Source organism: Microseira sp. BLCC-F43 (genome assembly GCF_041929235.1).
In the GTDB taxonomy this organism is placed as follows: domain Bacteria; phylum Cyanobacteriota; class Cyanobacteriia; order Cyanobacteriales; family Aerosakkonemataceae; genus Microseira.
In genome coordinates this window covers 25380-46507 of record NZ_JBHFNP010000149.1, presented here as the reverse complement: position 1 = coordinate 46507, position 21128 = coordinate 25380, and the positions used below count along the sequence as shown (strand labels likewise).

The following is a 21128-nucleotide window of genomic DNA, read 5'->3' as shown; positions in this document are numbered from 1 at the left end:
CCTATGTATGAAACTTGTTCAAAGGTCTTACCTCAACCGATTTTAGCGCAAAAGGATCTTGGTATAAGTTGAGCTTTTGCTGAATAAGCAACCAGAAGAAGGGGAGATCGTCTACTAAATATCTTTTCCACAAACGCCTTGGTTCAGATAGAAGTCGATACAACCACTCTAATCCTAGCTGACTCACAGGTTTAGGCGCTCTTGGTTTGGCACCAGCTTCAAAGTCAATGGTTGCACCAATTGCTAAAAATATTTTGATATTTTTTAACTGGTCTTTGTATTTAAAAATCCACTTTTCTTGTTTAGGACATCCTACACCTATTGCCAGAACTGTGGCTCCCGATTCCTCGATCAAATCAACTATTTTTTGGCATTCACTTTCATTTTTTTCAAAACCAAAAGAGGGAGAATACGCACCAACAACTATTTCCCTGCCTACCTTTTGATTGATTCTTTCCTTAGCTTTTTTCGCCACTCCTTCACCGGAACCCAACAAAAAAATTCTAGTTGATTTATTATTTTTGTTAAACTGATAAAATTCGGAAAAAAAATCAGATCCAGAAATCTTTTCTTTGAGGGGATACCCCAAAAATTTGGCAGCTAAAAATATAATCTGGCTATCACAAACACGATAATTACATAGTTTGTAAAGCTGATAAAACTCTCGATCTTTTTGGATTTTAATCAAATGATCTACATTGGGTGTTATTAAAATTCCACCCTGCTGAGTCAGTTTTTCTAGCAACTCTTGTTTCGAGATGTTGTCGATAGATACATTGAGTATATTAACCTTTTTCATGATTCTTGCTCCTCCATGGGAAAAATTATTGACGAATTCGATTCCATTCAGGTAACTAACTTGAAACAGCTATTTTTCAAGATTTACGCCATTGATGGTTAGCCGTGAAAAATAGCTGCAACGTATAGCTCAGTACCGCAAAGATCGCTGTAGTCCAAATCCCGGTTATCAAACATTCCGACGACCTGAAAACCATTTTTGGCTAGAAGAAGTTCCAATTCCTTAGAGGAAAACAAACGATATCTACAGTAATCTTCTATCGGTTCTTGTCCCGGAAGGTGCCAAATTCGCTGGCGATCCAGAAATTGTTGGCGCTGTCGGAAAATAGACTTGGCGATCGCTTCCCCATAAAATCTTTCTGAAACGCTCTTCAATGGCTTTTTATTCAACCTGTTTTCAGGCATATAAGCGTCAGCATTCAAAGCTTCTAGGAGCAGCAAGGTTCCCGTTTTTGCGTGGTCGGCATAGGTCTGTAACGTCCGATCAAGATCCCGATTGGTCAGCGCATAATTGATTGCCCATCTTAAGGATAAGATCCCATCGAAGCGCTGCTGCAAGCGGAACGAACTTGTATCGCCTACTTTAAACGTCAAGTTTGGATATCTAAACTGAGCAGAGCGAACAATTTGCAGTCTATCGTCGATACCCACACAGTTTGGACAGATGCGGGACAAAGCATTCAGTTCGCGACCCAGACCGCATCGAATATCCAAGATGGAGGAAGGAACGCGCTGCAAGTAACGGAAAAACATCCGCTGACACATTTTGGACAGTTCAATGTCGAAGGCAGAATAAATCTGTTCGTGAAGTTCAATTTGAGAATACAGCGATCGATCTATTTGCTTATTTATAAACATGAATTACCTCTATTATTTTTTTGTCAAATTTACCTGAATATCCGGGTTTTTAGGTAGAATTAATTACCAAAATCGTCAATTAAGCCCGCAACTTAAATTAGATCGATGCGAGGGCACTTGTTTGACTTCCCATACTTTTAACCCCATACAACATCCTCAATTTTTTCGGCTAATTAAGCAAATTTTTGTGGATAATTTGGGTAAATTAATTGCTGCTTTGCCATTTGGATTTCTTTAGATTAAAAACGGGAGCGCATCCCATAAGTCTGGTTACAGCAATGGGCAGATATATTCCTATACTTGCCCCCGTTGTAAAATTGCTGACGACCTAGACAAAGATTTGTTTAGTTTTTTTAGCGCATATTCTGCTCGTTTTCGACCGAGAATTTCTTGTCTCAATTTGGCATTTTTTTTAGCCAATTGAGTCTGCAATTTTTTGATGGTCAGCTGATAATTAACCCGAACTAAAACCTCTTCGACCTTAATGGGTTCAGTGATATAATCGGCTGCGCCCACAGCAAAAATTTTGACAACATCATCGAACTGAGTAGGAACATCCATGAAAATGATTGGAATTGAGCAAGTCGCTGGATTTGCGACGAGAGCAGCACAGACTTCATAACCACTCATACCTCGCAGATGCATCTTGAGCAAAATTAAATCTGGTAGCTTTGTTTGTACGGTTTTGATTGCCGCTGCTCCAGTTAATGCCTTGCGAAGTTTATAACCTTGTTTTATCAGTAATGTGGATAAAAAGAGCAGGTTATGTGGACGGTCATCAATAATTAACAGCGTGCTTCCAGTTACGCTGACTAAATTTTCATTCATGTTTGATTAAGCACTGGTTACATTTGCTACTGACATAACCCCAGAGAGTACAGGGAGTCATTGTCTCCAACTTGGCTGGAATCGAGTTGAAAAATGCGTAGATGCTTTTCTGATCGGCTGTATAAATAGTTTGCATCCAATGCCAGACTCGTGCAACTCAAGATCGCAAGTTAAGCACGCAACTTAAGATTATTTCTGTCTATAGAGCGATGCGATCTCACTTCCTTGAGTTCCAGTACTTGCACCCGCAGACACAATCCTCAAGTTTGTCGGATGCTTAGCAAGGATTTGTGGAAAATTTGTGCAAATTAAGGCAACTTTACAAAAATTTACATTAAGTGAGATTTAAAAGGCCAAAAACAGGATTTCGACCTAGATCTCTCACAGAAACCGGGTTTCTCGATCGCTCTCTGGTTCGCTTTCCCAAGGATGTTTCGTATCACCTTAGTTTCTTTGTGTCAGCGGTTTCTCGATCGCTCTCTGGTTCGCTTTCCCAGGGATTTTTCGTATCACCTTAGTTTCTTTGGGTAAGTCTTGGCATGTTTTCTATCCTGGGACAGATGCCAAGGGTAAACTGTTATTCTAGAAGCAATAAAATTGTTGGTTAAAAAGTTGAGACCAACATGCTTGCCTTGTAGGGCTAACGATTAGAAAACCCAGTTATATAGCACTTGGGAGGCTTTATTTTGGTGTCACCAGCTGATCAGTCACCAAAGCGTAAGCGAGGTGTTATCCTAACCCCTCAAGGTTGGCAGCGCTTGCAAGCAGCAAAGCGGCAGTCAGAAATTGAAGAAAATTCTCGCAACCCCTACACTTTGGAACAATTGAGGGCTCGCACTTCCTTGAGTACCAATACCCTCACTAGAATACACAACCGCAAAGTTGCGGTGGATCGGCAAAGTCTGGAATATTATTTTGCCGCGTTTAATTTAACTTTGAATGAGATGGATTGTACCAAACTTTCCCCTGAAAGTCTAGAGAGTCCGCCAAAAATCTGTCTCAAAGGTCAAGTAACGCTGAATTCCCATTTTTATGTAGAGCGTCCCCCCATCGAAACCCTGTGTGACGAAACTATTTTGCAACCTGGGGCGTTAATTCGCATCAAAGCGCCCAAACAGATGGGTAAAACCTCTCTGATGGCGAGGATTCTCCAGCAAGCGAGAGGGAAAAATCTAAGAACAGTGACTTTAAGCTTCCAACTGGCGGATGCTACGGTTTTTAGCGATTTAAATCGCTTTCTCCAGTGGTTTTGTGCGATTGTGACTCGGAGTTTGGGACTCCCCAATCAAATTTCCGACTATTGGGATGAGATTTTTGGCGCTAATTACAACTGTACGGATTACTTCGAGAATTATTTGTTGGCAAACATTGAAATTCCGCTGGTTTTGGCATTAGATGAAGTGGACGTAGTGTTTAATTACCCGGAAATTGCCACCGATTTTTTCGGCTTACTGCGAGCTTGGTATGAAAAAAGCAAGTATGGCGATTCGGGAAGCGATGTTTGGCAAAAACTGCGGTTAATAGTGGTATATTCTACCGAAGTTTATATCCCGATCAATCTCAATCAATCGCCTTTTAATGTTGGTTTATCGGTTGAGTTGCCAGAGTTTACCCGCGAACAGGTGCTTTATTTAGCCAGTCTGTACCAATTGGATTGGCAGCAAGAGGAAGTAGAAAGTTTAATGGGTTTGATTGGCGGGAATCCTTATTTAGTGCAGCTAGCAATGCATCGCATTAGCTGTGAAGAGATGAGCCTGGAACAGTTATTAAAAACCGCAGTTGCAGAAACCGGAATTTATAGCAATTATCTGCGAGGAATCTTGTGGAATCTCAAACATTATCCAGAACTGATGAAGGCGCTGACGCGAGTGGTGCTGTCACCCAATCCGCTGGAATTGGATCCGGTGCAGGGGTTTAAATTGCAAAGTATGGGAGTGGTAAGGGAACAAGACCGGGGATTCGTCCCCAGTTGCGATTTGTATCGTCAGTATTTTCGAGAATGCTTCAGCAGATCCCAGTTGAATGCCATCGAAGAAAGTCGCTTCGCCACGATTGTTGTCACCGATGCGGTCAATTTTGCGGCGCTGGTAAAAGCTGATTCAGAACGAACGCAGAATCAACTTTATCAAGACTTAGAGTTGATCTCCCAGCTATCTATGCAGTTTGAAGGTCAGGTAATTAAATCTATTGACGCTGGGTTATCGATCTACTTTCCGAATGCGACCAATGCAGTAAAATGCGCCCGAGAGATGCAACGGATATTCAATCAGGCGGCGCAACTCGCGAAAGAACCAGTGCTAATTCATCGCATTGGTATTCATATAGGAGAGGTGATTTTCAATTGCAGCGATATTACCGGAACTGGGGTCAAGATTGCGGAGCGCTTGCCAGGAGAAGCTCCCTCTGGAGGGATTTGTATTTCCCACGCAGTTTATGAAGCGGTCAAACCTTATCTTCCCCTGGAATTGCTCGACTTGGGAGAACAGGAATTTGAGGGAATTGAACAACCGATATGGGTGTATCAAATTGAGCTGGATTTTGCATTCAACAACTTGCAAGTGCCAACGTAAGGTGTTGAAATGCTGACTGGAAAAAGTCCTTCTTACGAATATAAGGTTGGTGGAAGTTTACCGCTTGATGCCCCTAGTTATGTGAGGCGTCAGGCGGATGAGGATTTGTACCGAGCGCTGAAAAACAGTGAGTTTTGCTACGTCCTCAATTCGCGACAGATGGGCAAGTCGAGTTTGAGGGTGCAAACGATGCACCGCTTGCGTCAGGCAGGGATTCGCTGCGAGTCGATCGATTTGACATTAATTGGTACGCAACAGGTGACGCCAGAACAGTGGTATGCCTCGTTGGTGGCTTTTTTAGCCCACAGTTTTCGCCTCAAGGTGAACGTGCGATCCTGGTGGCGCGATCGCAATCATCTTTCCTTAGTAAACCGTTTGAGCGAATTTCTGGAAACGGTACTGCTGGGTGAAATTGAGCAAAATATCGTCATTTTTATGGATGAAATCGATAGCGTCCTGGGTTTAAAGTTCCCGATTGACGATTTTTTTGCCCTGATTCGCGCTTGTTACAACAAAAGAGCGGAAAATTCAGCCTATGAGCGCCTGACTTTTGCGCTGTTGGGAGTCGCTACACCCGCAGATTTAATTGCGGACAAAAACCGCACCCCATTTAATATCGGACGGGCGATTGAACTCAAGGGTTTTGATATAGAGGAAGCGATGCCTCTGTTGCCGGGATTAGTTCAATCTCTATTGCCAAAAACCCCTATCGATAATAACGCATTCGGCGATGCTAGCCAGCCTGTAGCGGTTTTGCAGCAAATATTATACTGGACTGGCGGACAGCCATTTCTCACCCAAAAGCTTTGCCAGATCGTGGTTAATTATTGTCGAGGTATGGGCGAGGAAGTTGGGAAAATTCCTCCAGGAACAGAGGCACTTTGGGTGGAGGAGTTGGTGCGATCGCATATCATCGAAAACTGGGAAAGTAAAGATGAACCATATCATTTAAAAACCATCCGCGATCGCCTCCTCAGAAACGAGCAACGAGCAGGGCATCTGTTAGGACTTTATCAGCAAATTCTGCTCGCTCGTGAAGCTGGGGAAATCGGCATCGCCGCTGATGAAAGTTCCGCACAAATCGAATTATTGCTATCGGGATTGGTAGTGAAACATGAGGAATTTCTTCAGATTCGCAACCCGATTTATCAAGCTGTATTCAATCTCAATTGGGTAGGAAAACAGTTAGAAAAACTGCGCCCCTATGCCCCCATGCTAAGTGCTTGGCTAGCTTCTGCGGGTGAAGATGATTCGCGACTATTGCGAGGAAAAGCATTACGAGAAGCGCTGGAGTGGTCAGCATCTCGTAAATTGAGCAATCAAGATTATCAGTTTTTAGCCAAAAGCCAAGAATTGGAACGCCAAGAAGTGCAAAGAACGCTAGAGGCAGAACGAGCAAAGGCAATTGAATCGCAACTGATAGAGGAACAAAAAAGACTGGCACAACAGCAAAAAACTGCCAAATTGCAGCGGATATTGCTGGGTGTTAGCAGTTTAGCCTTAGCGATTAGTTCCGGATTCGGGATGATGGCATTTTTACAGTACCGCAAAGCTGCACTGAGTGAAATTCAAGCATTAGCTTCATCGTCTCAAGGCAGTTTTGATTCCCAGCGCCACTTGGATGCACTGATCGAAGCGATAAAAGCTAAGCGCCAATTGCAAAATCTAGGCACAGTCAACACAAAAATTGCAGCAGAAGTTGACGCGATATTGCGACAAGCAATTTACGGTGCCGATGAGTTTAACCGCTTGGTAGGACATCAAGGCGGCGCGATGGGAGTTGCCTTTAGTCCGGATGGCAAGATGATAGCAACTTCGAGTAATGATAGAACTGTGAAACTCTGGAAACGGGACGGAACTTTACTCAAAACTTTACCCCATAACGCCACAGTTTTTAGAGTCAAATTCAGTCCGGATGGTTCCCTAATTGCCTCAGCAAATTTAGATGGTACGGTTAAACTCTGGCGACGAGATGGCAGATTACTTAAAAGTTGGCAAGCTCATCGGGCGGCTGTTTGGGATGTGGCGTTTAGTCCCCAAGGTAATAGAATAGTCTCGGCTAGCGATGATAATACCCTAAAAGTATGGCAGCTAGATGGCACTTTAGTGGCTACATTGAAAGGTCATCAAACCACTGTGTGGGGGGTTGCCTTCAGTCCCCAGGGAAATCTGATTGCTTCCGCCGGTTTTGATGATACGATTCGACTGTGGCAACCGGATGGTATCCTAGTACGAACCATCAAGGCTAATAGTCTGCTGGTCAGAGGAGTTGCCTTTAGTCCTCAAGGCAATATTTTCGCCTCATCCAATGACGATGGTACGGTTAAACTCTGGAAATTAGACGGGACTTTAGTTAACACCCTTAAAGGACATAAAGGTCAAGTCGAAAGAGTTGTTTTCAGTCCCAATGGCAAGCAAATCGCCTCCGTTGGTGCCGATAAAACGGTCAAAATTTGGCAGTCTGACGGCACGTTAATCAAAACATTTCAGGGACATGAGAGTAGTATTTTGGATGTAACTTTTAGTCCTGATGGTAATATTATCGCTTCCGCCAGTGCCGATAGTACCGTAAAAATTTGGCGGCTAGAGGAAAAATTAGTCAAAACTCTCAATCCGATTAAGGCACAAGTGTGGAACATTGCTTATGCACCCGATGGAAGTCTGATCGCTTTGGCAGGTCGAGAGAAAACAATTAAACTGTTCGATCCTAAAGGGAATCTGCTGTTAACTCTCAAAGGACATAAATCTACAGTGCGAGGTGTTGCCTTCAGTTTCGATAGTAAATTCATCGCTTCCGCCAGTGCGGACAAAACCGTGAAACTGTGGCGCACCGATGGCACGTTAGTTAAAACCTTCACAGGACACAGCGCACCAGTTTGGCGTTTAGCTTTCAGTCCTGATGGTCATACCCTTGCCTCTACCAGCGATGATAATACAATTAAACTTTGGCAATTGGACGGAAAGTTAATTACCACCTTCAAAGGACATAGTGCCAGAGTTTATCAAGTCCGTTTTACCCCAGATGGCAATCAGCTTGCCTCAGTTAGTGAAGATGGCAATCTCATTATTTGGCAACGAAACGGAACTTTGTTACACCGCATCAAAGCACATAATAATGCAGTTTGGGGTTTGTCAATTAGTCTTGATGGTCAACTCATTGCCACCTCAAGTATGGATAGTACCATCAAACTGTGGCGACTTGATGGCACTTTAGTACGGACTCTCAAGGGTCATAAAATCCAAGCGCCTACGGTTGAGTTTAGTCCTGATGGAAAGATGCTAGCTTCTGGCAGTTTGGATAATACAGTTAAATTGTGGCAGCTAGATGGTACTGAGTTGATTACTCTGTTAGGACAGGGGGGTGTTTGGGATGTTAAGTTTAGTCCTGATGGGAAATATCTGGTGTCAGCAAGCGATGAACCCAGCGTCTTTGTCTGGAATTTGGAGCAAATTTTCCATCTCGATGAAATGGCATACGCTTGCAATTGGGTGCGGGATTATCTGCGGACGAATGCAGAATTTAAAGAGAGAGACCCCGCGGATATCCATTTGTGCGATCGCCTCAAAAATTAGCCAAACTTTTAGCAAGACAAACCGGGTTTCTTGCTGCAATCTCTAGGGAAAAGTAGAATCTTTTTAAGATAAACCAGGTTTGTTTACGTCAACAAATTAGCCAAACTTTTAGCAAGACAAACCGGGTTTCTTGCTGCAATCTCTAGGGAAAAGTAGAATCTTTTTAAGATAAACCCGGTTTCTTTACGTAAAAAAATTAGCCAAGATTTTAGCAATGATTTTTGACCAATCCGAGTTTGATTTGCGTTGCGAGTGGGGAGAATGGGGAGTTGCTAAACTTGCCCCCATCAGCGATGTGGTAATCATTGTCGATGTCCTGTCTTTTTCAACTTGTGTAGAAATTGCTACAAACAACAAAGCAATTGTCTTTCCTTATCCCTGGCGCGATGAGTCAGCTGCCGAGTACGCTAAATCTGTGCAGGCAGAATTGGCAAGTAGCGATCGCCAACAAGGATACTCGCTTTCCCCTGCAACGCTGGTGAATATTCCCGCCGGAACTAGGTTAGTTTTACCATCTCCCAACGGTTCAAATTTAACATTGCGGACTCTGAACACACCTACTTTGGCGGGGTGTCTTCGCAATTGTGGTGCGATCGCTCGCAATGCCCCTAACTACGGTGCTAAAATTGCCGTCATTCCAGCAGGAGAGCGATGGGAAGATGGCAGTTTGCGTCCAGCGTGGGAAGATTTAATTGGAGCAGGTGCTATTCTTAGTTATTTGGAAGGAAAACTTTCACCCGAAGCGGAAGCTGCTGTAGCAGTATTTCAAAACTGGCGTGACTCGCTTGGTGACGCTTTGAAACAATGCAGTTCTGGTAAAGAGTTAATCGCCAGGGGATTTACACTAGACGTGGAAATTGCCGCAGCTTTAAATGTTAGCAATTGCATACCCGTATTCGCGGATGGAGCTTATAGCGTTTTCCCTTAAATCTGTAACAGATCCCCCTAAATCCCCCTTAAAAAGGGGGACTTTGATTCTGCTTCCCCCCAAGGCATTGGGGGTTATACCGATTTCCCTTGATAATGCTACACATCAACATGTGGGGATTGTAGGGGCGGGTTTTACCAATAACCTTTGGTAAAAACAAACAGTTGAACTAAACCCGCCCCGCCCCAAGTGTTTCGCATTCATGGGAAAACCGTATTAGGGGGGATGGGATTTATCGCATCTTGAAGCGAAAACGATCGACTTTGATTCTGCTTCCCCCCTTGCCAAGGGGGGTGAGGCGGGATGGGATTTGTACCATCTTGAAGCGAAAACGATATTTATCTCGGTTCTTGGCATAGTTTTCCTACATAACTAATAACTTCTGGGAAGAAACTTAAAAAATCAGACTCTATTCCAGAGTAATTATTCATCAGTTCATCGATTGCTGTCGCCAAAGTATTTTCTCTTTTCAAGCGTCGGGATATCCGCGCAAATGCTAAACCAACGCCTTCGGGCGTTCTGTAAGAGCGGAGCCAATCTTCAGCAATCATTCTGGGTAGTGCTTTCTGTAAATTAGCTGGTAAAATATCTTGATATTTTTGTAATTATGTATAAATATTGCCGATAAATTTATCTAAACTTTCATCAGAAAACCTCTCCCAATGCTTTGCTAAAAAATGGTCGTAACAAACATCGATAATAATGCCGGAAAATCTTCTATTATAAACGATTCGCCTTTTACTGTTAATAAAAATTCGGTGCGTATCTGTAAATTCATCAACTTTTCGATGCAGCTTTATACCTTTGATAATTTCCGCACTATATTGGTTGTTATATTTTTCTAAATTGCCCTTGACAAAATCGCCCATTAGGTTTCCAATTCGGGATTCAGGATGGTTTTCTGCTAATAGTAAATGAGCGAGATAGTTCATAGATGAGCGATTTCAAAATAAACCGGGTTTTTTAAACAATATCTTTGCCAAAAAGGCGATACCCTAAAGGGTATCGCTATACAAACAAAGCCCGCCTTCGCGGGCTAAAATTTTTACAGCCCGCGAAGGCGGGCTTTGTTTGTGTAGCCCCAGGTTTTAACCTGGGGGTGGGGGCGTTTCTGAGTGGCTTTAATTTTCCGACTTTTCTGCTTTGAGGAGGGGGAAAGCGATCGCATCCCGAATACTGGCACAATCAGTCAGCAACATCACCAAGCGATCGATGCCAATTCCCAATCCCCCCGTCGGCGGCATTCCGTATTCCAACGCGGTGAGGAAATCTTCATCCACGCCTTGCGCTTCCAAATCTCCCGCCGCCTTCCTTTCCGCTTGCGCTTCCAGTCGCAGTCGCTGATCGATGGGATCGGTTAATTCAGAAAAGCTATTCGCAGTTTCTCGCCCTACTATAAATAGCTCAAATCGCTCGACCAAACCTGGTTTTTCCCGGTGAGGTTTCGCCAGGGGAGAAATTTCCACCGGATAATCAATTACAAAGGTAGGTTGAATCAGATGGGATTCTACCGTTTGCTCAAACATTTCATTCAGCAAATGTCCCATCGTTTCGCAGTCTTCCAAACCTTCAACGCCAAACTCGTGGGCAGCTTTTCTTGCTTCGTGAACTGTTTGGAAACGGTTCAAATCTAACCCGGTTTTTTCTTGTACTAACTCGTGCATGGTAGCGCGACGCCAGGGAGGTGTTAAGTTTATTTCCTCACCTTGATAAGTAATTTGCAGCGTACCTAACACTTCTTGGGCGACGGTAGCAATCAAATTTTCCGTCAGCGCCATCATGTCGTTGTAGTCGGCATAAGCTTGGTACACTTCAATCGTGGTAAATTCGGGATTGTGGCGCGTGGAGACACCTTCGTTGCGGAAAATTCGCCCCAATTCGTACACTTTTTCAAACCCACCTACAATTAATCGCTTCAGGTGCAATTCTGTCGCGATTCGCAGGTACAATTCCATTTCCAGGGTATTGTGATACGTGATAAAAGGACGCGCATCTGCACCGCCTGCTTCTGATTGCAGGACTGGCGTTTCTATTTCTAGGAAACCCCTTTCGTCTAAATAGCGCCGAATTCCTGTGGTAATTTGAGCGCGACGGCGGAAGGTTTCGCGTACTTGGGGATTTACAATTAAGTCAACGTAGCGCTGGCGGTAGCGTTTAGCAACGTCGGTGAGTCCGTGCCACTTATCGGGTAAAGGTAATAAGGATTTAGTTAAAATCGCGTATTGCTTGACATAAACCGATAGTTCGCCTTTTTCAGTGCGTTTAATCGTCCCTTTAACGCCGATAATATCGCCGACATCGGTGAGTTGCTTCAAGTGGTTAAAAGCTTCCCCATCGATATCTGCCATGCTTTCGGAGATTCTTTTCTTATCCAGATATAGCTGAATCGTGTCAGTTTCGTCTTGCAAGCTAAAGAAGGCGAGTTTGCCGAAGACGCGACGTGCTAAGATACGTCCTGCGAGCGCAACTTCTAGGTCAACTTCTTCACCGCTGGGTAACTCGGCGTATTTCTCCTGAAGTTCCGCTGCGTGGTGGGTAGACTCCCAACGGTAGGCGTAGGGATTGAAACCCAGTTGCTTAATCTGTTCGACTTTCTGGAGTCGCGTAGCGCGGATTTCTTCTAGGGTTGATTCGTGTTCTCTTGGGGACTGATCGGAGGACATGGTGATATTTTTTATAAGCGATCGCTTTGCGCCCTGATGCTAAAGTTAATTTAAGCATAGGCCGATAGCGAATTTATATTATAAAGTCAGAAACCCGGTTTTTTACAAAAACCGGGTTTCTAGAGAGAGGGTGTCGCCCGTCAATTTCCTTCGCTTTTAATTACGATGGAATAAAGAAGCGAAGTCTTCCATCCTCACCCCAAAAAACCTATGAACCCCATCCTCTTAAATTTCACAGAAATTGACGAAATGCAAGCCATCTTGCACGATTATCCCCCCGCTGACGAAGCAATGGAACTGCTCAAAAAACACAACGGCAGACTCGACACGACTTTCGAGCAGTTGTGGACCCAAGCAAACGGAATCGAACCACTCGAAACTCAAAAATCTCTCTGGCAAGTGACGCTGAAAGTTATGCGGGATGAACTTTGCGGTCACGAGGGTTTTCGGGCGATTCTCAACGAATATCTTAAAAATCCAGGAAATGCGGCTTTATTGACTACGTTGGTTGTGACTTTGTCTGGGATTACAACGTTGCCGATTAATCCAGGGATCGCTACTATTATCATTTTATATATTCTCAAAGTCGGGCTCGGCATTTTTTGCGAGTATACCGAACCAACTTCGCCAACAAGTGCAAGCTAAATGTTATTTCCTATTCACCTTGCCGCCAAATCTATAGCTCGCTCAGATTCTTCATAAAATACAGCGTAATTGGCTGGCAAATCTGGCAAGGTAAAGTAGAAAGTACTGCCTCCACCCAGACTACTTTCAACCCAAATTTTTCCGCCATACTGCTCAATGATACTGCGGCAGATAGCTAAACCAAGCCCAGAACCGCCTTTCTGGTGTGCGTCGGAAGGATAGACTTGCTCGAAGCGAGCAAAAATTGATTCGAGTTTATCTGATGGAATCCCCCGTCCCCGATCTTTTACTTTGATTAGTAAGTTTTGTAACTGAGGATTAGATCCCGCTTCCTCATCTCCAGTTTCTAGCAATTCCGCTGTCAACCACACTGTACTACCTGGGGTTGAAAATTTAATCGCATTACTAAGTAAATTCGTTAGCACTTGGATGATATGGTCTGGGTTAACGTATCGTTTTACGGGGATAGTGGAAAGCGATAGCGTCACCTCAGCTTGTTCAGACATTGCTTGCAAACTATCTGCCGCTTGTTCCATCAAATCGGCAATATTGCAGTTTTCTCTAGATGTCAAATCTATGCCTGCTTCGATCCGTTCCAAATCCAGAAGGTCGTTGAGCAGGCGTAACAAGCGATCGCTATTCGTCAGCGCAATGTCTATAAATTGATGTCCCTTCGCTTCCAGAACGCCATAATGCCCCGTACTCAAAAGCTCTAACGCAGTCTTTATACAAGCCAAAGGTGTGCGTAATTCGTGGCTGACGATGGAAATCAGTTCATCTTTTTTGTGTTCTGCCTGCTTGCGGGCTTCTATTTCCCGTTGCAAGCGATCGTTTTGTTTCTGGAGTTTATTTTGCAGGTTCCTGATCGTTAGTTGATTCTCAATCCTCGCTAATACTTCTTCTACTTGAAATGGTTTGGTAATGTAATCTACCCCACCTAATTCAAAGGCTTTTACTTTATCGGTTGTTTGGTCTAAAGCGCTCAGAAAAATTACGGGTATTTCGCGAGTATTATCTATTGATTTTAATTGTTTACAAACTTCATACCCATTAATTTTTGGCATGATGATATCGAGCAAAATCAAATCGGGGGGAGACGCGATCGCTGCCTTTAAAGCCAGGTTGCCGCAAATGGCTTTTTGGACTTTGTAACCCCGTTTATTCAATATTGTGGATAGAACCCGCAGGTTATTGGGTTCATCATCTACCACTAGGATTGTCGTGTTTCTAGTATCCATGTTTTACCATTGATTTTTTGATGAACGACTTCAGGTGCTGGCGATTCTTCTATAATTGTAATTTTACTTACATAATACAGCAGTAGCCGGGTTTGGCAGCCAAGGCGCTAATGTTTTTATGTTATCTTTACAAACAACGGCTAAATATCCAAACTTACCACAGTTAAGTCGGCGGGATGCTCAACGGTAAACTGATAGTATAGTTCCCGTTTATGCTTGCCCCTGGATTGACGTGGCAGCGCCAGCAACCATTCTAGCTGACCCATCTTGCCCAGCCCAATTGGGGGATTGGTGGATTTGAGGTGGACTTTAATTTGCTCGTTGCGGCTCACGGGCAATTGTTCGATTAGTCTTATGGTAGTCGCGCGATCGCGTAAATTGGTAACCACCAATCGATAATCATAGGTTGTGCGGCGATAATTCCCCATCAGTTCTACCTCCCGTTCAGCTAATTCCCGCTCAACTTTCAAACCCTCATCAACTCCTAAGTTCAGTTTAAACTCTTCTCCCGGTGCAACTTTCTCTAGCTGGGTCGTCCCTACCAGCGCATCATCGCGGAAAATATTCGCCTTACCCGGTAGCAGCGTTGCCCCCAGCACGTTATTCTTTACCGTAGCTTCAAGATAGGCAAACCTAAATAATCGCGGCACCGCGACGTACTCGGTGCGACAAGGATAATCTTGGCTAAAAATGACGACTTTATGCGCCGCTGCATCGGCGGGAATATTGCACCCCCCATCAACGCAGAATGTCACAACGCTACCCGATGAACTGACGACTTTCTGCGTTTCTACTACATTTTGTTTCTTAACCGCATCGGTTTCATCTGCCAACAGCACTTCTAACTCGGCGAAATCTGTATCCTCTCTCAAATCGGGCGCCGGTGCTGGAGTCGCATCCAAGCTGTCAATATACCAGGGTTTCAGCTTGGGAGGCAGTGTTGTCAGCGCTGGTTTGGCGGTAGAAAGTTTCAGGGCAACACCCATCCAATCTTCCCCTGTTTTTTGTCTAACTTCCGCTAAATAACTCAAATTTACCCGCTTGCTGCTGCTAGTCCGCAAATCGTATATGGGAGTCCAAATCGCTCGATTGACCAGGTAAGATACTTCTAACTCGAAATCAAGAGCATTAGCAGGCTCTACACTAACAACGATCTTGTAACTGCTCAACGTATCCTTATAAGCAGGTTGCACCATTTGCTGTCGCTGCTGGCGTAATGCTTCTAATTGTCGATCGATTTCTTGTTGTTCCCTTTCCCGCTGGGCAATTGTTTTAGCATATTCCCCGTGCTGCTGTCCCAAAAAGTTTAGGAACTCCTCAATCTCATTCAAACTAATTTTTTCTGGGCTATTTAATCCCGAATAACGTTCCACCGACTTTTCCCCCAAACCTCGGACAAAATCCCGTTGCAGTCCCACCGATGTCAGTATATCCCGCAGATTGCGCTGTTGTTCTTCTAACTGCCGAATTTGCTGACTTATCTGGACGACGCGCTTGGCAAAGGTTTCAGAAGCAAAAACTTTTTCGGTTCGCACGCCCAATAATTTCACGGGGACGCTACCGCTAACTTTTGCGCGTACCGAGTCCGTCTGGAGGGTTAACGGCAATTCAGAAACAATTAATTCGCGCTCATAACCAGTCAGCGACACCATACCGCGCCGAGTTACTAAAGCTTGATTTGTATAAACCGTCACTTCTGCTATGGGAGCGACTATCGACTGACTGGCTGGAAAAGAGGTTTCTGGGTTCATGGGATATGCCTCCCTTCCGCACTCGCGTTCGCAGTTACTAATTGAGGACTGACGCCAAGAAACCCGGTTTCTTGGTTCCTCGTGGGTAAGTCCTGTGATTTTTTCCCTTTCATTTCATAGGATAGTTCGTTAATTGGATTTATTCTTTTTAATTCTGTCAATTTCTTGTTGCAATTCTTCAATTTGTCGTCGCAAATCGTTAACTTGGTTGTTGGGGGTTTTAGCTTCAACTTCAACCGCTCCCTCTGGGGCGGAGCGTTTATAATTACCGTTGCGAATTTGGCGGTAGTCTTCGGAAGTTGACCACTGGCGCAGGTGACCGATGCGTTCTACTAAGAAAGGATGGCTGAGAAATACACCTTGAGCCAAGTTATTATAAAGCAGAAATTTATAAACTTGATTGAGTTCTTCTCGGTCGAGTTCTTGATACCTTTCCGATTGGCGGATAAATTCTTCTAAGCTGCATTCGTTGGCATATTTACTGCTACCGCCCGCTAATTTCATCATCCCACTCATGACGGGATTGATGTCATCCACGACTAATAAAGCCGCCCGATCGGCAGATAATTCGGCTTTGCGCTTCCACTCATAAAAGGCAAAAACTAAACCGCTGCCGATGACATTTCCCAATCCCAGAGTCAGTTCACCAATTAAAGAAGCAGTACTAATTGCCCAAATTGCCATTTGAGTTAAAGTAGTGTGACCGCATTTGATATGGCCTAATTCGTGGGCAATTACCGAACGCAGTTCGGTTTCATCCATTAAATCTAATAAGCCGGAATTGAGAACGATCGAAGGTTGTTCTTGACCCAAAGCATAAGCGTTGGAGATGGGATATTGACTGACAAATAAAGACGGTTCCGGGTAGATATCTAAATCCCGCACGCATTCGCGAAACATTTGATAAAGCGTAGAATACTGACGCGGCCCCACTTGAATGCTGTTGCCCATATGAAACACAAATTGGGGACGTTCGTAGAGAAATTCGACAAATTTTCGCGCGACGAGATCGAAGCCGGGTAAGTTGCGTAAGCTTTGTTCTGCTTCCAAATCTAGGGGGTGACGAAAGGCGTTGCTGGCGATTCCGGTGTAGGTGGGCATGATAACGATGATGGGATGGGATGGGTGACCTACCCTCGAAGGGTAGGGCGTGACAAACAAAGCCTGCCTACGCAGGCTTTAAAGCCGTTGATTTTTCTTCAGTCCGCGCAGGCGGACTTCGTTTGTATAGCCGCACCCTTGAGGGTGACGGCTTGAGGGTGATGGAGACTGATGGCAGGTGTGCGATCGCATAACCCCATGCTATCGTAATCCCCCTTGGACGTAGCTTGGCGAGGGGTAAGAGCCAACAAATGCAATGCTTAGCGCGGCATAATCTAGAAGCAGAGCGAATTGAGAAATATTATGCAAGCTTACAAACTCAAAGGCATAGTTGATGAAGCGGGTAACTTAGCGATCTCGTCCCCCGTTAAAATGCCACCCGGAGAAGTAGAAATCATCATTTTGCAGGCAGTTGAGACAGTTGATAACGATACACCGGCGAAAAGTAACCCAGAAAATGCCACACCTAAAAGACAATCTCGCACCAAAATCAAAGCTTTCCAAGATTGGTTTGAAAAAACCCAGCCTGCACCACCTGATTTTGATCCAGATCAAGCTCGCTGGGAAGCCTTAAAGGAGAAACATAATCTGTGAAAGCCTTGCTAGATAGTAATGTCATTGTATATCAAGGGATTATTGGATTTTCAGACCAATGTATCCAATAATTATTTTTCCCGGCCCTAATTCTACACAGAAATGAAGCCGCCAAGCTCCCGGTGTCATGCGGGCGTGCAAACTGAATATACGCTCCTCACCATCAGGACACTGAAACGTTAGGTTCTGTTTTAATTGCTTCAGCCTTGAATCACTTTCTGGAGATATCTTATAAGGAAGACGATTTAAATCAAAAGCACCATCTGTCCAAGTTTTGCAGTAATTATCGAGATGATATAAACGTTCTACTACTTGTCCTAGCATTGGGTTACCGGAATAAAGACATTCGATCTGCTTAGCAACATCTTCACAAAATTCTAAGCTGGGGAATAACTCATTTCTGCGATTCCACAGATCCGTTCCATTTAGCACTTCTAATGTGAGACGATTCCTAATCCATTCATTATGTTCTCTTACATGTTCAATACTACTTGCATGAATCACACTTTCTGTTTTAGTAATTAATTCATCATTATCATCGACTGATGTTACTTCCAGTTCTAATCTGCTACAGTTCCATTCAGGCTCAGACATCAAGCTGACTACAAGCGCATTAAACACAAAAGCATATTGAAGTCCAATAGCTTGTTTTCCCTGATATATAACTTCTATTTCTGGAGCGGCAATATCTGGTAATGGTGGGTCATTTTTGTCTTGAAGAGCTTTGAGAAATCTTCGCGTTTCTAAATCTACATCTGGATCGTTGCGCCACTGAATTACACGATAATCCTCTGCAAGTAACAAGTATTGAAAATCGCTTTTAGCGCGCAGCTTTCTTTTGACACCTGATGCTGGTTTCACTGCACGTATAGTGTCAATTAAGTTGCTCATCCATTGTCTTGCAGTGGCAATATCAGAAGCAGGAGTTTTTAGGGAAATTTCATTAAAAACTATTTCCAAATCCATTTTTACTCTTGCACTGGTTCTAACAAAGCTTCCAAACTTTTATCCCACTCATCAAAGAATCCGTCAGGCCATTTATCAATTCTTCCATTACGATTGATACGTGGTGAAACTACTTCAGTCAAAGCCAATCCTTCTTTTTCTCGTCGTTGAAAGTAGTGTAGTTGCACATCATTGCAATCAATTTTTCCGCCATGAACTGCTAGACGAATTCCATTCAAAACATGGTCGCTATGGGTTTCTATCAACACCTGAACACCGCAACTGGCTGCAAGTGCCAACAACTCTCCCATTTTTGCTTGCCCTTTGGGATGGAGATGGGCTTCTGGATTTTCTATGAGAATCATTGTACCTGGTTCGGATGCTAGAGCTGCAACAATAATCGGCAAAGTGTATGTAATTCCAAAGCCAACATTTGTGGCACGGTAGGGATTGCTGTCTCCGTAAAAGTATTGCAAACTTATCAAATCCCTACTTGAATTTGGTGTAATTTTTAGGCGCGTACCAGGGCTAATTTCTCTCATCCACGCTTCAACTTGGTCTATCAAATCCATTGATTTTGCCTGCGGGTAGCGGAGGTTTGAATTGGGAATAACTTTGCGCCCATGTACTAAAAGAAAGTGTGGTGTATACTCACCTCTAGTGCCGATTTGCCCAAGTCGTCGCACTTGATAATCTGACATTTCATTAGATGGACGAGGCCCAATCCTTTCGGCTTGGAGGTAATGAAACTTTTGACTAAAAATATTTGATTTATATACATCGTAATTAGTTGGCTCTGCATCAATATTTAATACATCTACGTCCAGTAAACCCACTGTTTCGCGTACATCCACATCTAGGTTGTACGTGAAACGCCATTGCGCCTCTATGTTATTTTCACTCCACGCAATATCAAAACCAAGATATTCTTTTGTCGTCCCCTCGTGGAACGCATCTTGAGCAGTACCAATGCAAATCAAATCTCCATTCAATGCCAATCCTGTTTTTGGCAATAATCCCTGTTGGTAAGATTGACGCAGCAGCAGTAGCGACTGTAGCACTGAAGATTTACCAGTGCTGTTAATGCCAGAAAGCAAAGTTAGCGGTCTAAATTGAAGTCCCTGATTTGTAAAAGGTTTAAAATTTATCAAACGCAAATTACTTATCATTGTAGAACTTCCTGGATAATTTTTTCAATTGTTATAAATCGATATTCTACCTTGTTCGCCGCCTGAGAAATAGATGCCAAAAATTCTTTGTCGCTATCTACAGATTTTTTAAATCTCTCAATTAACTTTGATTTTCTGCTTTTCAATATTTGAATTTCTTGCTCGCTAAGCTGACTTAGATTTACTGACCAAGATTCAAATAGTGCTTTATTCAACGGATATTTTTTCTTTCTGTTTTTAGATAGTTTACGAAATGCATCATCCCCGAATAGATCAAACGCAGCAATCATAGCTTTTTTAAAATTATTATCAATCCGGTCTAATTCGGATTCTGACAGACGATTAGCCTTAAATAAGGCTTGACTTAAAAATGAATCTCTATTCCCATCATAATCTTTGTAAGAGGTAAGTGTAAAAGCTAAGAAACCAAGTATAAATTCTCGGTCATCCATCCGCTTCTTTTTCGAGTCACTAAGATCGACAACTTGCTGAAATTCTTGATATTTAGCAAGCTTAGCCAAAAATTGGGATGCTTTACCAGGATTGAGCGCATGGCGTAACTCTTGGGGCGATAGAGGTGTTCCACCCGTGTTAATTCGTTTAAAAATATTGTATTTTACCTCATCAGGTGTGCCTTTTTCAATCAGATAAACTGTCACCTGAGTCTCTTCAATACGACGCTGGTATCTGCGCTCCAGCTGATCGTAAGTTTTCCCTTCAAGGTCTGTAAGATACTCTAGTCCACTTAGTCTAAGCCTCTTGTCGCTGCGATCGCTAATAAAGTGTTTGAGGGCAGATAGCCGCTGTAATCCATCTACAACTAACCATTTATCTTCATTAGTTGCGTCTATGTAAAAAGCTGGTAGCGGAATCCGAATCAGAATAGATTCAATTAATCGGCTTTTAACATCAGGCTTCCATATGTCTGCCTGACGCTGAAAATCAGGTGCTAAATCAAGCGCTTCCTCATCAATTCGTCTCAGTAATTGTTCAATAGTTGGTTCCCTGGTAACAATGTTAATTTTGTCCGGGTCATACCGGAACGTAGCTTTTTCGTATTGGTCTTGATCGTTCTCTTCTTCTTCTAAAATGTCATCTTCTGGTAATTCTGTGTAATCGTTCTTTAACTGTGTCATAGCAAATACTCCTTGACCTCATCACCCATTGTGTAACCTGCTGGGAATGCCTGTAGCGGCTACATCAGTAAATTAGGGTCTTCTGAGATGGCATAGTTGCATTGTAATATTTTGTGGGGCTAATCAGATCTACTCGTCAGGCTGCGATCGCTCCTACCCCTAGCGATTGCCGAACTTACCCAACACCTCCAGATGTAGTGCCAACAACGAAGGGATTGGGTTTTCCCGTAGTTGAGGCGATCGTAAAACCTGATAAATCATTCTTAGGTTGAGTTGAGCCAAGCGAAACCCAACCTAAGAATGATTCAATAAATTTATCACCCTAAGTACA

At 43.5% G+C, this 21128-nt stretch carries 16 protein-coding genes and 1 pseudogene; 6 read left to right on the top strand and 11 right to left on the bottom strand.

Annotated elements, in window-relative coordinates; translation table 11 throughout:
- Position 1 precedes the first annotated feature (1 nt).
- From ACE1CM_RS21380 to ACE1CM_RS21370, 3 genes are all read right to left on the bottom strand, one after another.
- Positions 2-799 carry a WecB/TagA/CpsF family glycosyltransferase gene (locus ACE1CM_RS21380; protein WP_374880149.1) on the bottom strand — a complete coding sequence of 266 codons (798 nt, stop codon included), beginning with the start codon at positions 797-799 and terminating at the stop codon, positions 2-4.
- A gap of 98 nt (positions 800-897) precedes the next feature.
- Positions 898-1656 carry a class I SAM-dependent methyltransferase gene (locus ACE1CM_RS21375; protein WP_374880148.1) on the bottom strand — a complete coding sequence of 253 codons (759 nt, stop codon included), beginning with the start codon at positions 1654-1656 and terminating at the stop codon, positions 898-900.
- A gap of 294 nt (positions 1657-1950) precedes the next feature.
- A complete protein-coding gene (locus ACE1CM_RS21370; protein WP_374880146.1) occupies positions 1951-2484 on the bottom strand; it encodes a response regulator in 534 nt (177 codons plus the stop codon).
- 689 nt (positions 2485-3173) lie between these two features.
- Between ACE1CM_RS21370 and ACE1CM_RS21365 the strand changes: the two genes are divergently transcribed.
- The 3 genes from ACE1CM_RS21365 to ACE1CM_RS21355 all read left to right on the top strand — a co-directional run bounded on the left by ACE1CM_RS21365 (position 3174) and on the right by ACE1CM_RS21355 (position 9555).
- The gene (locus ACE1CM_RS21365) at positions 3174-5054 is read left to right on the top strand and encodes an AAA-like domain-containing protein (RefSeq protein ID WP_374880144.1); all 1881 of its coding nucleotides are present in this window, start codon (positions 3174-3176) and stop codon (positions 5052-5054) included.
- 9 nt (positions 5055-5063) lie between these two features.
- A complete protein-coding gene (locus ACE1CM_RS21360; RefSeq protein WP_374880142.1) occupies positions 5064-8627 on the top strand; it encodes an AAA-like domain-containing protein in 3564 nt (1187 codons plus the stop codon).
- Positions 8628-8841: 214 nt separating this feature from the next.
- Positions 8842-9555: a 2-phosphosulfolactate phosphatase gene (locus ACE1CM_RS21355; protein ID WP_374880141.1), complete on the top strand. Its 714-nt coding sequence runs from the start codon at positions 8842-8844 to the stop codon at positions 9553-9555.
- Positions 9556-9893: 338 nt separating this feature from the next.
- On the opposite strand, the pseudogene ACE1CM_RS21350 reads toward ACE1CM_RS21355, so the two are convergent.
- Positions 9894-10424: pseudogene (locus ACE1CM_RS21350) on the bottom strand (ACP phosphodiesterase).
- 252 nt (positions 10425-10676) lie between these two features.
- Positions 10677-12218: a lysine--tRNA ligase gene (gene lysS, locus ACE1CM_RS21345; protein ID WP_374880139.1), complete on the bottom strand. Its 1542-nt coding sequence runs from the start codon at positions 12216-12218 to the stop codon at positions 10677-10679.
- A 210-nt stretch (positions 12219-12428) separates the two neighbouring features.
- Between lysS and ACE1CM_RS21340 the strand changes: the two genes are divergently transcribed.
- Entirely contained in the window at positions 12429-12863 is a 435-nt protein-coding gene (locus ACE1CM_RS21340; protein WP_374880138.1) for a hypothetical protein, read from the top strand.
- Positions 12864-12877: 14 nt separating this feature from the next.
- Here ACE1CM_RS21340 and ACE1CM_RS21335 read toward each other — a convergent pair whose 3' ends face one another.
- The 3 genes from ACE1CM_RS21335 to ACE1CM_RS21325 form a co-directional block, all read right to left on the bottom strand.
- Positions 12878-14101: an ATP-binding protein gene (locus tag ACE1CM_RS21335; protein ID WP_374880136.1), complete on the bottom strand. Its 1224-nt coding sequence runs from the start codon at positions 14099-14101 to the stop codon at positions 12878-12880.
- 140 nt (positions 14102-14241) lie between these two features.
- On the bottom strand, positions 14242-15852 hold the full coding sequence (locus tag ACE1CM_RS21330; RefSeq protein WP_374880134.1) for a mucoidy inhibitor MuiA family protein: 1611 nt from the start codon (positions 15850-15852) through the stop codon (positions 14242-14244).
- A gap of 129 nt (positions 15853-15981) precedes the next feature.
- Positions 15982-16953 carry a M48 family metallopeptidase gene (locus ACE1CM_RS21325; protein ID WP_374880132.1) on the bottom strand — a complete coding sequence of 324 codons (972 nt, stop codon included), beginning with the start codon at positions 16951-16953 and terminating at the stop codon, positions 15982-15984.
- Positions 16954-17256: 303 nt separating this feature from the next.
- On the opposite strand from ACE1CM_RS21325, the gene ACE1CM_RS21320 reads away from it, so the two are divergent.
- Positions 17257-17547: a hypothetical protein gene (locus ACE1CM_RS21320; protein WP_374880130.1), complete on the top strand. Its 291-nt coding sequence runs from the start codon at positions 17257-17259 to the stop codon at positions 17545-17547.
- A gap of 39 nt (positions 17548-17586) precedes the next feature.
- On the opposite strand, the gene ACE1CM_RS21315 is transcribed toward ACE1CM_RS21320, so the two are convergent.
- Genes ACE1CM_RS21315 through ACE1CM_RS21305 form a run of 3 tightly spaced genes read right to left on the bottom strand, consistent with a single transcriptional unit; the run spans position 17587 to position 20797 of the window.
- Positions 17587-18513, bottom strand: coding sequence for a hypothetical protein (locus ACE1CM_RS21315; RefSeq protein ID WP_374880128.1), 927 nt, complete (start codon positions 18511-18513; stop codon positions 17587-17589).
- A gap of 2 nt (positions 18514-18515) precedes the next feature.
- Positions 18516-19661 carry a DUF3696 domain-containing protein gene (locus ACE1CM_RS21310; RefSeq protein ID WP_374880126.1) on the bottom strand — a complete coding sequence of 382 codons (1146 nt, stop codon included), beginning with the start codon at positions 19659-19661 and terminating at the stop codon, positions 18516-18518.
- Positions 19658-20797: a DUF262 domain-containing protein gene (locus ACE1CM_RS21305; RefSeq protein ID WP_374880124.1), complete on the bottom strand. Its 1140-nt coding sequence runs from the start codon at positions 20795-20797 to the stop codon at positions 19658-19660. Before ACE1CM_RS21305 ends, ACE1CM_RS21310 begins: the two co-directional genes overlap by 4 nt.
- A 113-nt stretch (positions 20798-20910) precedes the next feature.
- Between ACE1CM_RS21305 and ACE1CM_RS21300 the strand changes: the two genes are divergently transcribed.
- Positions 20911-21069, top strand: a complete 159-nt coding sequence (locus ACE1CM_RS21300; RefSeq protein ID WP_374880122.1) for a hypothetical protein — start codon at positions 20911-20913, stop codon at positions 21067-21069.
- Positions 21070-21128: the final 59 nt, after the last annotated feature.

What these genes read in the sequence shown, in the direction of transcription:
- ACE1CM_RS21370 (WP_374880146.1), bottom strand. Translation starts at nt 2,484, where the DNA reads ATGAATGAAAATTTAGTCAGCGTAACTGGAAGCACGCTGTTAATTATT.
- ACE1CM_RS21315 (WP_374880128.1), bottom strand. Translation starts at nt 18,513, where the DNA reads ATGGATTTGGAAATAGTTTTTAATGAAATTTCCCTAAAAACTCCTGCT.
- ACE1CM_RS21310 (WP_374880126.1), bottom strand. Translation starts at nt 19,661, where the DNA reads ATGATAAGTAATTTGCGTTTGATAAATTTTAAACCTTTTACAAATCAG.
- lysS (WP_374880139.1), bottom strand. Translation starts at nt 12,218, where the DNA reads ATGTCCTCCGATCAGTCCCCAAGAGAACACGAATCAACCCTAGAAGAA.
- ACE1CM_RS21355 (WP_374880141.1), top strand. Translation starts at nt 8,842, where the DNA reads ATGATTTTTGACCAATCCGAGTTTGATTTGCGTTGCGAGTGGGGAGAA.
- ACE1CM_RS21380 (WP_374880149.1), bottom strand. Translation starts at nt 799, where the DNA reads ATGAAAAAGGTTAATATACTCAATGTATCTATCGACAACATCTCGAAA.
- ACE1CM_RS21335 (WP_374880136.1), bottom strand. Translation starts at nt 14,101, where the DNA reads ATGGATACTAGAAACACGACAATCCTAGTGGTAGATGATGAACCCAAT.
- ACE1CM_RS21360 (WP_374880142.1), top strand. Translation starts at nt 5,064, where the DNA reads ATGCTGACTGGAAAAAGTCCTTCTTACGAATATAAGGTTGGTGGAAGT.
- ACE1CM_RS21305 (WP_374880124.1), bottom strand. Translation starts at nt 20,797, where the DNA reads ATGACACAGTTAAAGAACGATTACACAGAATTACCAGAAGATGACATT.
- ACE1CM_RS21325 (WP_374880132.1), bottom strand. Translation starts at nt 16,953, where the DNA reads ATGCCCACCTACACCGGAATCGCCAGCAACGCCTTTCGTCACCCCCTA.
- ACE1CM_RS21375 (WP_374880148.1), bottom strand. Translation starts at nt 1,656, where the DNA reads ATGTTTATAAATAAGCAAATAGATCGATCGCTGTATTCTCAAATTGAA.
- ACE1CM_RS21340 (WP_374880138.1), top strand. Translation starts at nt 12,429, where the DNA reads ATGAACCCCATCCTCTTAAATTTCACAGAAATTGACGAAATGCAAGCC.
- ACE1CM_RS21330 (WP_374880134.1), bottom strand. Translation starts at nt 15,852, where the DNA reads ATGAACCCAGAAACCTCTTTTCCAGCCAGTCAGTCGATAGTCGCTCCC.
- ACE1CM_RS21320 (WP_374880130.1), top strand. Translation starts at nt 17,257, where the DNA reads ATGCAAGCTTACAAACTCAAAGGCATAGTTGATGAAGCGGGTAACTTA.